This is a genomic window from Pseudomonas sp. GM17, from assembly GCF_000282175.2.
In the GTDB taxonomy this organism is placed as follows: Bacteria; Pseudomonadota; Gammaproteobacteria; order Pseudomonadales; family Pseudomonadaceae; genus Aquipseudomonas; species Aquipseudomonas chlororaphis.
In genome coordinates this window covers 1-11,923 of sequence record NZ_CP124732.1, presented here as the reverse complement: position 1 = coordinate 11,923, position 11,923 = coordinate 1, and the positions used below count along the sequence as shown (strand labels likewise).

Sequence of the window (11,923 nt, the reverse complement as noted above, 5' to 3'; positions counted from 1 at the left end):
TGGAAGTACCCCGAATAATGAACGGCTAGTAGGAATTAGAACGGCCGGACGACGACCAGAATTACGATAGCCAGCAATACCAGAACTGGCACTTCATTGAACCAGCGGTAAAAGACATGGCTGCGGGTGTTTTCGCCACGGGCAAAACGCTTCACCTGGGCGCCGCACATATGGTGGTAGCCAATCAGGATGACCACCAGGGTCAGCTTGGCATGCATCCAGCCGCCCTGGCCGAAGTAGGCGCTGGGGTTCAGGCTCAGCAGCCAGATACCGAAAATCAGCGTGGCAATCATCGCCGGCCCCATGATCCCGCGGTACAGCTTGCGCTCCATGATGCTGAAGCGTTCCTTGCTGATCGTGTCTTCGCTTTGAGCGTGATAAACGAACAGGCGCGGCAAGTAGAACAGCCCGGCAAACCAGCAGACCAGACTGACGATGTGAAAGGCTTTGAGCCACAGATAGAGCATTTCGGTTATTCCCAGGTTCACGGTAGCGAAGATAGTAGTGGCAGGAGTGTCCGCGCGTCACCTTGACGGTTGTCGCAGGGTCTTTCGGCCCCTATCATCGACGGCTTTCCAGTGGGTTCGTTGAGGGCAGGTTTATGGTCAAGGTCGGTATCGTCGGCGGCACGGGTTACACCGGTGTCGAATTGCTGCGTCTGTTGGCACAGCATCCGCAGGCTGAAGTGGTGGTCATCACTTCCCGATCCGAGGCGGGCCTTGCCGTTGCCGATATGTACCCGAACCTGCGAGGCCACTATGACGGCCTGGTATTCAGCGTTCCGGACATCAAGACCCTCGGTGCCTGCGATGTGGTGTTCTTCGCGACTCCGCACGGTGTTGCCCATGCCCTGGCGGGTGAGCTGCTGACTGCCGGTACCAAGGTCATCGACCTGTCGGCGGACTTCCGTCTGCAGGACGCCGATGAGTGGGCCAAGTGGTACGGCCAGCCCCATGGGGCCCCTGAGTTGCTCGACGAAGCCGTCTATGGCCTGCCGGAGGTCAATCGCGAACAGATCAAGAAGGCCCGCCTGATCGCTGTTCCGGGTTGCTACCCGACCGCAACCCAGCTCGGCTTCCTGCCATTGCTGGAGGCTGGGCTGGCCGATACTTTGCGCTTGATCGCCGACTGCAAGTCGGGTGTCAGCGGCGCGGGTCGGGGCGCCAGCGTCGGTTCCCTGTACTCCGAGACCTCGGAAAGCATGAAGGCCTATGCGGTCAAAGGTCATCGTCACCTGCCGGAGATTCGCCAGGGCCTGCGCCGTGCGGCGGGCAAGGATGTCGGCCTGACGTTCGTGCCGCACCTGACGCCGATGATCCGTGGCATTCACTCGACGCTCTATGCCACTGTCGTGGACAAGTCGGTAGACCTGCAGGCGCTGTTCGAGAAACGTTATACCAACGAGCCGTTCGTGGATGTGATGCCGGCGGGCAGCCATCCGGAAACCCGCAGCGTGCGGGGCGCCAACGTATGCCGGATTGCCGTGCACCGTCCGCAGGATGGCGATCTGGTGGTCGTGTTGTCGGTGATCGACAACCTGGTCAAAGGCGCGTCGGGCCAGGCCGTACAGAACCTGAACATCCTGTTCGGTCTGGACGAGCGTCTGGGCCTGTCCCACGCCGGCATGCTGCCTTAAGGCGTCTGCCTGCTTCAGCAAAAGGCCCGTTACGGGCCTTTTTGCATTTTTGCGGTAAGCCCTGGGCTTATTGATATACCGTAACAATAGTTGACCGCTTTTCTGGGAGAAGCGGATAATGCGCGTCATCACGCATTATGGCGGCGTAACGCCGGGAGATAGTCAGCATGAGCGTCGAATCCTTCACCCCCACGGCTTTGCAATTCACCCACGGTGCCGCGCACAAGGTGAAGAGCCTGGTCGATGAAGAGGGTAATGATCGCTTGAAGCTGCGCGTATTCGTTACGGGCGGCGGTTGTTCAGGGTTTCAGTACGGCTTCACTTTCGATGAAGAAGTCGCGGATGACGACACCATCGTCGAGCGCGAAGGCGTCAGCCTGGTGGTCGATCCGATGAGCTTCCAGTACCTGGCGGGTGCCGAGGTGGATTATCAGGAAGGTCTGGAAGGTTCGCGTTTCGTGATCAAGAACCCGAATGCCACGACCACCTGCGGTTGTGGTTCTTCGTTCTCGATCTGATCGCTGAATAAGGTTTTACCAAGCGCCGCAGGGCTTTCGGGCTCTGCGGCGTTTTGCTGTCTGGCGATCAGGCGGGGTAGATCGCGCCCAGGACACGCAAGCCGCGGGCGCCGGTGACACTTGGGCGGTTGGCGGCTATGCCTTCCAGGCAGCAGTGGGCCAGCCAGGCGAATGCCATGGCTTCAACCCAGTCCGGATCGACGCCGTGGGTGGCGGTACTGCTGACCTTGGTGTTAGGCAGCAGGCTGGACAGGCGATTCATCAAGGCCGAGTTGTGAGCGCCGCCACCGCAGACCAGCAGCTCCTGGGTATCGGTCTGCGCCACCTGCAGCGACTCGACGATGGTCAGCGCGGTCAGCTCCAGGAGCGTTGCCTGTACGTTTTCGGGGGGCAAGGCTGGCAGGCGAGCCAGATGCTCCTGTAGCCACTCCAGGTTGAATACCTCGCGACCCGTACTCTTCGGGCCTTGAGTGGCAAAGAATGGGTCGCTGAGCAGCGCGTTCAGCAGCAGCGGCTCAACCTGACCGCTGGCAGCCCATTGGCCGTCGCGATCGTAGTTTTCTCCGCGCTGGGCATTGATCCAGGCATCCAGCAGGACGTTACCCGGGCCGCAGTCGAAGCCGGCAACCGGCTTGTTGCTCTCGATCAGGCTCAGGTTGCTGAAGCCGCCGACATTGAGGACCGCGCGCTTGCCGCAGCTTTGATCAAAGAGCGCTTCATGAAAGGCCGGTACCAGTGGAGCGCCCTGGCCGCCGGCGGCGACGTCGCGGCTGCGGAAGTCGCTGACCACCGTGACTCCAGTCAGCTCTGTCAGTAATGCCGGGTTGCCGATCTGGACCGTGAAGCCGCGAGCGGGCTCATGGCGGATGGTCTGGCCATGACTGCCAATGGCGCGGATGTCCGCGGGTTTCAGTTTCTGTTGGGCAAGTAGGCTATGAATACCCTGGGCGGCCAGTTTTACCCAGTTTTGCTGGGCGATGGCGGAGCGGGCGATTTCATCGGGACCGCTGGCGCACAAGCCAAGCAGCTCGGCGCGCAGGGATTCAGGCATGGGAATGTAATGCGTGGCGATCAGCCTGATCGCCGGTGTTTGCTCGATGAGCGCGATATCCAGGCCATCAAGACTGGTCCCGGACATCACACCTATATAGAGCGCCATGCTTAACGCTTGTTCGAAGCGAGCAGGGTGGCTTTTTCCTGATCCATCCGCGCCATCAGTGGCTGGCTTTGTTGCAGGAAGCGTGCGCGTTCCGCTTTGGCGATCGGATCGGCCATTGGCAGCTTCTGGCCCAGTGGATCGACGTGAACGCCGTTGACCTGGAACTCGTAATGCAAATGCGGGCCCGTGGAAAGCCCGGTGGTGCCGATGTAGCCGATCACCTGGCCCTGCTTGACGGTTCCGCCGGTCTTGACGCCTTTGGCGAAGCCTTGCATATGGCCGTACAGCGTGCGGTAAGCATTGCCGTGCTGGATGATCACGGTGTTGCCGTATCCGCCACGACGCCCGGCCAGGAGCACCTTGCCATCGCCGGCTGCCTTGATTGGCGTACCGCGAGGGGCTGCGTAGTCGACGCCTTTGTGAGCGCGGATCTTGTTCAGGATCGGGTGTTTGCGGCCCATGGAGAAGCGCGAACTGATACGTGCGAAGTCCACCGGCGTACGGATAAAGGCCTTACGCATGCTATTGCCATCAGCGGTGTAATAACTGCTCATGCCTTGTTTGTTGGTGTAGCGCACCGCGGTGTAGGTCTTGCCACGGTTGGTGAAGCGGGCGGAGAGAATGTTGCGGGTACCCACGGCTTTACCATTGACGACGGTCTGTTCGTAGATCACGTCGAACTCGTCACCGGGGCGAATATCCTGGGCGAAGTCGATGTCGTAGCCAAAGACGTTGGCCATGTCCATCGTCAGACTGTGAGACAGGCCGGCACGTGCTGCGGATTGCGACAGCGAGCTGTTGATCACGCCATGAACGTAGGCCGTGCGCACCATGGGCTTGGCGGTGATACGGCTGAAGGCGAAGCCTTTTGGCCCTTTGGTCAGGGTGATGCTTTCCAGGTCATTGACCTTGCTGTGCAGATTGTTCAACTGGCCGTCCGGACCCAGTTCGAACTCAAGTTTCTGGCCGCGCTTCAACTGGGTGAACTGCTTGGCTTGCTTGTCGCTGGCCAACACGTCATGCACCGAAGTGGCAGGTAGGCCGACCTTCTCGAATAGCGTGGAAAGGGTGTCGCCCTTGGCAACAATGACTTCCCTGTGATTCGCTGCCTTCTTTTCTTCCGCCACGGCCGGAGCAGGCTGCTCTTGAGCGGTTTCAGTGGTTTTCGCAGTGTCTTCGGGGCTGTTTTCGATTTGTGCGAACGGGGACGCTACGGCTTCATTTGTGGCTTGTGCGGCGTCTGCGGCGTCTTGATCTTGTGTCAGTTGCTCGGCCGGGCTTTCCAGGTCGAGGCTTAGAGTTGTTCTTTTGGCTTCTACATCGCTGGAAGGGAATACCAGGAGCGCCAGGCTGAGGAGGGCGGCGATACCACTTGCGGCGAGCAGGTGGGTCTTCGGATAAAGCGGCGGGGCTTTAGGCGGTTCTGTGGTCATAAGTAATTTTGACTTTGAAAAAGATGAATTGGAAAAGATGAATGACATGATGAAGATGAAATAACTGTATAAAATATAACCAAATCATCTGTTAAGCAAGCCTGCGGACCTCCTGTTCGCGGAAAGCCATCCGTACGCCGGGCAAAACTTGTAATTGGGCGCTGATCTTGTATGGTTGGTTCCCTTTGAATCTGAGCCTTGCGGGTCTGTTATGAAGTCGGTTGAAGAGCAGCTAGCGCTGATCAAACGTGGTGCAGAAGAGTTGTTGGTCGAGTCCGAGCTGATCGAAAAGCTCAAGCGCGGCCAGCCGCTGCGCATTAAGGCTGGCTTCGACCCAACGGCGCCGGATTTGCACCTGGGTCATACCGTGCTTATTAATAAGCTGCGCCAGTTCCAGGATCTGGGTCATCAGGTGATCTTCCTGATCGGCGACTTCACTGGGATGATCGGTGATCCGAGTGGCAAGAGCGCAACCCGCCCGCCACTGACTCGCGAGCAGGTCCTCGAAAATGCCGAGACCTACAAGAGCCAGGTGTTCAAGATTCTCGACCCGGCGAAAACCGAGGTGGCCTTCAACTCCACCTGGATGGACAAGATGGGGCCTGCGGACTTCATTCGCCTGACTTCCCAGTACACCGTTGCCCGCATGCTCGAGCGTGACGACTTCGACAAGCGCTATTCCACCAATCAACCCATTGCCATTCACGAGTTCCTCTATCCGCTGGTTCAGGGTTATGACTCGGTGGCGCTGCGTGCCGATGTGGAATTGGGCGGTACCGATCAGAAGTTCAATCTGTTGATGGGGCGTGAGCTGCAGCGCGGTTATGGTCAAGAGGCTCAGTGCATTCTGACGATGCCGTTGCTTGAGGGGTTGGACGGCGTCAAGAAGATGTCCAAGTCTCTGGGTAACTATGTAGGTATCCAGGAAGCGCCGGGTGTTATGTATAGCAAGCTGGTTTCCATTCCAGATGCGTTGATGTGGCGTTACTTCGAGCTGCTGAGCTTTCGCTCCATGGATGAGATTCTTTCCTTTAAGGCAGATGTCGAGGCGGGTGCGAATCCGCGGGATATCAAGATCAAGCTGGCTGAAGAAATCGTTGCGCGTTTCCATGGTGAGGAAGCTGCAGCGAATGCTCATCGTGCTGCGGGCAACCGCATGAAGGATGGTGAACTGCCGGATGATCTGCCTGAGATCGAGCTGGCTGCTGCTGAAGATATGCCGATCGCGGCTGTCCTTAATAAGGCGGGCTTGGTAAAGAACTCGGCAATGGCGCGTGACCTGCTCGGCTCGGGTGGTGTGCGTGTAGATGGTGAGGTTGTTGAGCGTTCCTTTATATGGGCTGTCGGCTCGACTCATGTTTGCCAGGCCGGAAAGAAGGCTTTTGCACGTATTACGCTTAAATCCGAATAAAACTGAAAATAGGTGTTGACGGCGAATTATATCTCTCTATAATTCGCCCCACTTCCGGCGCAGTCGAAACGGAAAACTCCTTGAGATTCAATGAGTTACGCGGTTTTCGACAGTGGTTACGCTTCAGTTCATCGAGGCCCGAAGGAGTTGATTCGGCAGTAAGTTTTCGCCGAGTTAACGATTCGATCTTCTCGGTCGAAAGCGGAGAAAAAGAGGTGTTGACAGCAGCGTGTAACGCTGTAGAATTCGCCTCCCGCTGACGAGAGATCGGAAGCGCAAGTGGTTGAAGTTGCAAAGGAAACTTTGAAAACTTCTTAAAATAACCGCTTGACAGATACAGAGGCTGCTGTAGAATGCGCGCCTCGGTTGAGACGAAAGACTTAACCAACCGCTCTTTAACAACTGAATCAAGCAATTCGTGTGGGTGCTTGTGGAGTCAGACTGATAGTCAGAAAGATTATCAGCATCACAAGTTACTCCGCGAGAAATCAAAGATGTAACCAACGATTGCTGAGCCAAGTTTAGGGTTTTCTCAAAACCCAAAGATGTTTGAACTGAAGAGTTTGATCATGGCTCAGATTGAACGCTGGCGGCAGGCCTAACACATGCAAGTCGAGCGGTAGAGGGGTGCTTGCACCTCTTGAGAGCGGCGGACGGGTGAGTAATGCCTAGGAATCTGCCTGGTAGTGGGGGATAACGTTCGGAAACGGACGCTAATACCGCATACGTCCTACGGGAGAAAGCAGGGGACCTTCGGGCCTTGCGCTATCAGATGAGCCTAGGTCGGATTAGCTAGTTGGTGAGGTAATGGCTCACCAAGGCGACGATCCGTAACTGGTCTGAGAGGATGATCAGTCACACTGGAACTGAGACACGGTCCAGACTCCTACGGGAGGCAGCAGTGGGGAATATTGGACAATGGGCGAAAGCCTGATCCAGCCATGCCGCGTGTGTGAAGAAGGTCTTCGGATTGTAAAGCACTTTAAGTTGGGAGGAAGGGTACTTACCTAATACGTGAGTATTTTGACGTTACCGACAGAATAAGCACCGGCTAACTCTGTGCCAGCAGCCGCGGTAATACAGAGGGTGCAAGCGTTAATCGGAATTACTGGGCGTAAAGCGCGCGTAGGTGGTTCGTTAAGTTGGATGTGAAATCCCCGGGCTCAACCTGGGAACTGCATCCAAAACTGGCGAGCTAGAGTATGGTAGAGGGTGGTGGAATTTCCTGTGTAGCGGTGAAATGCGTAGATATAGGAAGGAACACCAGTGGCGAAGGCGACCACCTGGACTGATACTGACACTGAGGTGCGAAAGCGTGGGGAGCAAACAGGATTAGATACCCTGGTAGTCCACGCCGTAAACGATGTCAACTAGCCGTTGGGAGCCTTGAGCTCTTAGTGGCGCAGCTAACGCATTAAGTTGACCGCCTGGGGAGTACGGCCGCAAGGTTAAAACTCAAATGAATTGACGGGGGCCCGCACAAGCGGTGGAGCATGTGGTTTAATTCGAAGCAACGCGAAGAACCTTACCAGGCCTTGACATCCAATGAACTTTCCAGAGATGGATTGGTGCCTTCGGGAGCATTGAGACAGGTGCTGCATGGCTGTCGTCAGCTCGTGTCGTGAGATGTTGGGTTAAGTCCCGTAACGAGCGCAACCCTTGTCCTTAGTTACCAGCACGTCATGGTGGGCACTCTAAGGAGACTGCCGGTGACAAACCGGAGGAAGGTGGGGATGACGTCAAGTCATCATGGCCCTTACGGCCTGGGCTACACACGTGCTACAATGGTCGGTACAGAGGGTTGCCAAGCCGCGAGGTGGAGCTAATCCCACAAAACCGATCGTAGTCCGGATCGCAGTCTGCAACTCGACTGCGTGAAGTCGGAATCGCTAGTAATCGCGAATCAGAATGTCGCGGTGAATACGTTCCCGGGCCTTGTACACACCGCCCGTCACACCATGGGAGTGGGTTGCACCAGAAGTAGCTAGTCTAACCTTCGGGAGGACGGTTACCACGGTGTGATTCATGACTGGGGTGAAGTCGTAACAAGGTAGCCGTAGGGGAACCTGCGGCTGGATCACCTCCTTAATCGACGACATCAGCTGCTTCATAAGCTCCCACACGAATTGCTTGATTCATTGAAGAAGACGATTGGGTCTGTAGCTCAGTTGGTTAGAGCGCACCCCTGATAAGGGTGAGGTCGGCAGTTCGAATCTGCCCAGACCCACCAATTACTGGTGCACCCTGTAGCGATACGGGGCCATAGCTCAGCTGGGAGAGCGCCTGCCTTGCACGCAGGAGGTCAGCGGTTCGATCCCGCTTGGCTCCACCATTACAGATTGGTGTCCATCGTTTAAAGCTTAGAAATGAGCATTCCATCAAGTTGATGGTGAATGTTGATTTCTGATCTTTATCAGAATCGTTCTTTAAAAATTTGGGTATGTGATAGAAAGATAGACTGGATAGCACTTTCACTGGTGTTGTTCAGGCTAAGGTAAAATTTGTGAGTTTAATCGCGAATTTTCGGCGAATGTCGTCTTCACAGTATAACCAGATTGCTTGGGGTTATATGGTCAAGTGAAGAAGCGCATACGGTGGATGCCTTGGCAGTCAGAGGCGATGAAAGACGTGGTAGCCTGCGAAAAGCTTCGGGGAGTCGGCAAACAGACTTTGATCCGGAGATGTCTGAATGGGGGAACCCAGCCATCATAAGATGGTTATCTTGTACTGAATACATAGGTGCAAGAGGCGAACCAGGGGAACTGAAACATCTAAGTACCCTGAGGAAAAGAAATCAACCGAGATTCCCTTAGTAGTGGCGAGCGAACGGGGACTAGCCCTTAAGTGGCTTTGAGATTAGCGGAACGCTCTGGAAAGTGCGGCCATAGTGGGTGATAGCCCTGTACGCGAAAATCTCTTAGTCATGAAATCGAGTAGGACGGAGCACGAGAAACTTTGTCTGAATATGGGGGGACCATCCTCCAAGGCTAAATACTACTGACTGACCGATAGTGAACTAGTACCGTGAGGGAAAGGCGAAAAGAACCCCGGAGAGGGGAGTGAAATAGATCCTGAAACCGTATGCGTACAAGCAGTGGGAGCAGACTTTGTTCTGTGACTGCGTACCTTTTGTATAATGGGTCAGCGACTTATATTCAGTGGCGAGCTTAACCGAATAGGGGAGGCGTAGCGAAAGCGAGTCTTAATAGGGCGTTTAGTCGCTGGGTATAGACCCGAAACCGGGCGATCTATCCATGGGCAGGTTGAAGGTTAGGTAACACTGACTGGAGGACCGAACCGACTACCGTTGAAAAGTTAGCGGATGACCTGTGGATCGGAGTGAAAGGCTAATCAAGCTCGGAGATAGCTGGTTCTCCTCGAAAGCTATTTAGGTAGCGCCTCATGTATCACTGTAGGGGGTAGAGCACTGTTTCGGCTAGGGGGTCATCCCGACTTACCAAACCGATGCAAACTCCGAATACCTACAAGTGCCGAGCATGGGAGACACACGGCGGGTGCTAACGTCCGTCGTGAAAAGGGAAACAACCCAGACCGTCAGCTAAGGTCCCAAAGTTATGGTTAAGTGGGAAACGATGTGGGAAGGCTTAGACAGCTAGGAGGTTGGCTTAGAAGCAGCCACCCTTTAAAGAAAGCGTAATAGCTCACTAGTCGAGTCGGCCTGCGCGGAAGATGTAACGGGGCTCAAACCATACACCGAAGCTACGGGTATCACGTAAGTGATGCGGTAGAGGAGCGTTCTGTAAGCCTGTGAAGGTGAGTTGAGAAGCTTGCTGGAGGTATCAGAAGTGCGAATGCTGACATGAGTAACGACAATGGGTGTGAAAAACACCCACGCCGAAAGACCAAGGTTTCCTGCGCAACGTTAATCGACGCAGGGTTAGTCGGTCCCTAAGGCGAGGCTGAAAAGCGTAGTCGATGGAAAACAGGTTAATATTCCTGTACTTCTAGTTATTGCGATGGAGGGACGGAGAAGGCTAGGCCAGCTTGGCGTTGGTTGTCCAAGTTTAAGGTGGTAGGCTGGAATCTTAGGTAAATCCGGGGTTCTAAGGCCGAGAGCTGATGACGAGTTACCTTTCAGGTGACGAAGTGGTTGATGCCATGCTTCCAAGAAAAGCTTCTAAGCTTCAGATAACTAGGAACCGTACCCCAAACCGACACAGGTGGTTGGGTAGAGAATACCAAGGCGCTTGAGAGAACTCGGGTGAAGGAACTAGGCAAAATGGCACCGTAACTTCGGGAGAAGGTGCGCCGGTGAGGGTGAAGGACTTGCTCCGTAAGCCCATGCCGGTCGAAGATACCAGGCCGCTGCGACTGTTTATTAAAAACACAGCACTCTGCAAACACGAAAGTGGACGTATAGGGTGTGACGCCTGCCCGGTGCCGGAAGGTTAATTGATGGGGTTAGCTAACGCGAAGCTCTTGATCGAAGCCCCGGTAAACGGCGGCCGTAACTATAACGGTCCTAAGGTAGCGAAATTCCTTGTCGGGTAAGTTCCGACCTGCACGAATGGCGTAACGATGGCGGCGCTGTCTCCACCCGAGACTCAGTGAAATTGAAATCGCTGTGAAGATGCAGTGTATCCGCGGCTAGACGGAAAGACCCCGTGAACCTTTACTATAGCTTTGCACTGGACTTTGAATTTGCTTGTGTAGGATAGGTGGGAGGCTTTGAAGCGTGGACGCCAGTTCGCGTGGAGCCATCCTTGAAATACCACCCTGGCAACTTTGAGGTTCTAACTCAGGTCCGTTATCCGGATCGAGGACAGTGTATGGTGGGTAGTTTGACTGGGGCGGTCTCCTCCTAAAGAGTAACGGAGGAGTACGAAGGTGCGCTCAGACCGGTCGGAAATCGGTCGTAGAGTATAAAGGCAAAAGCGCGCTTGACTGCGAGACAGACACGTCGAGCAGGTACGAAAGTAGGTCTTAGTGATCCGGTGGTTCTGTATGGAAGGGCCATCGCTCAACGGATAAAAGGTACTCCGGGGATAACAGGCTGATACCGCCCAAGAGTTCATATCGACGGCGGTGTTTGGCACCTCGATGTCGGCTCATCACATCCTGGGGCTGAAGCCGGTCCCAAGGGTATGGCTGTTCGCCATTTAAAGTGGTACGCGAGCTGGGTTTAGAACGTCGTGAGACAGTTCGGTCCCTATCTGCCGTGGACGTTTGAGATTTGAGAGGGGCTGCTCCTAGTACGAGAGGACCGGAGTGGACGAACCTCTGGTGTTCCGGTTGTCACGCCAGTGGCATTGCCGGGTAGCTATGTTCGGAAAAGATAACCGCTGAAAGCATCTAAGCGGGAAACTTGCCTCAAGATGAGATCTCACTGGAACCTTGAGTTCCCTGAAGGGCCGTCGAAGACTACGACGTTGATAGGTTGGGTGTGTAAGCGCTGTGAGGCGTTGAGCTAACCAATACTAATTGCCCGTGAGGCTTGACCATATAACACCCAAGCAATTTGCGCTTAACAGCCAGATTGCGGTGTGTGAAGACGAAACGAACCGAAAGTTCGAGAAAACACACAAACTATCGCATACCCAATTTGCTGAAGCGTCGAAAGACGAGTCGGCACACCGAATTTCTTGACGACCATAGAGCATTGGAACCACCTGATCCCATCCCGAACTCAGCAGTGAAACGATGCATCGCCGATGGTAGTGTGGGGTTTCCCCATGTGAGAGTAGGTCATCGTCAAGATTAAATTCCGAAACCCCAATTGCGAAAGCAGTTGGGGTTTTGTTTTTG

6 protein-coding genes, 2 tRNA genes and 3 rRNA genes are annotated in these 11,923 nt (G+C 55.0%); 8 read left to right on the top strand and 3 right to left on the bottom strand.

What is annotated here, in order from left to right:
• Positions 1 to 35: 35 nt before the first annotated feature.
• Positions 36 to 467 (bottom strand): protoporphyrinogen oxidase HemJ, encoded by a 432-nt coding sequence (gene hemJ, locus PMI20_RS00055; protein ID WP_007930191.1) that lies wholly within the window; start codon positions 465 to 467, stop codon positions 36 to 38.
• Between the two features lie 134 nt (positions 468 to 601).
• Here hemJ and argC point away from each other — a divergent pair, with 134 nt between their 5' ends.
• Both argC and erpA read left to right on the top strand, forming a co-directional pair.
• Positions 602 to 1,636, top strand: a complete 1,035-nt coding sequence (argC, locus tag PMI20_RS00050; RefSeq protein WP_007930193.1) for an N-acetyl-gamma-glutamyl-phosphate reductase — start codon at positions 602 to 604, stop codon at positions 1,634 to 1,636.
• Between the two features lie 167 nt (positions 1,637 to 1,803).
• Positions 1,804 to 2,154, top strand: coding sequence for an iron-sulfur cluster insertion protein ErpA (erpA, locus tag PMI20_RS00045; protein WP_007906865.1), 351 nt, complete (start codon positions 1,804 to 1,806; stop codon positions 2,152 to 2,154).
• Positions 2,155 to 2,221: 67 nt separating this feature from the next.
• Here erpA and PMI20_RS00040 read toward each other — a convergent pair whose 3' ends face one another.
• Together PMI20_RS00040 and PMI20_RS00035 are read right to left on the bottom strand one after the other, a co-directional pair.
• A complete protein-coding gene (locus tag PMI20_RS00040) occupies positions 2,222 to 3,313 on the bottom strand; it encodes an anhydro-N-acetylmuramic acid kinase (protein ID WP_007930195.1) in 1,092 nt (363 codons plus the stop codon).
• Between the two features lie 2 nt (positions 3,314 to 3,315).
• Positions 3,316 to 4,746 carry a peptidoglycan DD-metalloendopeptidase family protein gene (locus PMI20_RS00035; protein WP_007930198.1) on the bottom strand — a complete coding sequence of 477 codons (1,431 nt, stop codon included), beginning with the start codon at positions 4,744 to 4,746 and terminating at the stop codon, positions 3,316 to 3,318.
• Positions 4,747 to 4,957: 211 nt separating this feature from the next.
• Between PMI20_RS00035 and tyrS the strand changes: the two genes are divergently transcribed.
• From tyrS to rrf, 6 genes are all read left to right on the top strand, one after another.
• Positions 4,958 to 6,157: a tyrosine--tRNA ligase gene (gene tyrS / locus PMI20_RS00030; protein ID WP_007930201.1), complete on the top strand. Its 1,200-nt coding sequence runs from the start codon at positions 4,958 to 4,960 to the stop codon at positions 6,155 to 6,157.
• 551 nt (positions 6,158 to 6,708) lie between these two features.
• A 16S ribosomal RNA gene (locus tag PMI20_RS00025) occupies positions 6,709 to 8,245 on the top strand.
• A 65-nt stretch (positions 8,246 to 8,310) separates the two neighbouring features.
• Positions 8,311 to 8,387, top strand: a tRNA-Ile gene (locus tag PMI20_RS00020).
• A 26-nt stretch (positions 8,388 to 8,413) separates the two neighbouring features.
• A tRNA-Ala gene (locus PMI20_RS00015) sits at positions 8,414 to 8,489 on the top strand.
• Positions 8,490 to 8,728: 239 nt separating this feature from the next.
• A 23S ribosomal RNA gene (locus PMI20_RS00010) occupies positions 8,729 to 11,620 on the top strand.
• Between the two features lie 139 nt (positions 11,621 to 11,759).
• Positions 11,760 to 11,875 (top strand): 5S ribosomal RNA (gene rrf, locus PMI20_RS00005).
• Together the 16S, 23S and 5S rRNA genes with 2 tRNA genes alongside form the textbook arrangement of a ribosomal RNA operon.
• Positions 11,876 to 11,923 lie beyond the last annotated feature (48 nt).

What these genes read in the sequence shown, in the direction of transcription:
- hemJ (WP_007930191.1), bottom strand. Translation starts at nt 467, where the DNA reads ATGCTCTATCTGTGGCTCAAAGCCTTTCACATCGTCAGTCTGGTCTGC.
- argC (WP_007930193.1), top strand. Translation starts at nt 602, where the DNA reads ATGGTCAAGGTCGGTATCGTCGGCGGCACGGGTTACACCGGTGTCGAA.
- erpA (WP_007906865.1), top strand. Translation starts at nt 1,804, where the DNA reads ATGAGCGTCGAATCCTTCACCCCCACGGCTTTGCAATTCACCCACGGT.
- PMI20_RS00040 (WP_007930195.1), bottom strand. Translation starts at nt 3,313, where the DNA reads ATGGCGCTCTATATAGGTGTGATGTCCGGGACCAGTCTTGATGGCCTG.
- PMI20_RS00035 (WP_007930198.1), bottom strand. Translation starts at nt 4,746, where the DNA reads ATGACCACAGAACCGCCTAAAGCCCCGCCGCTTTATCCGAAGACCCAC.
- tyrS (WP_007930201.1), top strand. Translation starts at nt 4,958, where the DNA reads ATGAAGTCGGTTGAAGAGCAGCTAGCGCTGATCAAACGTGGTGCAGAA.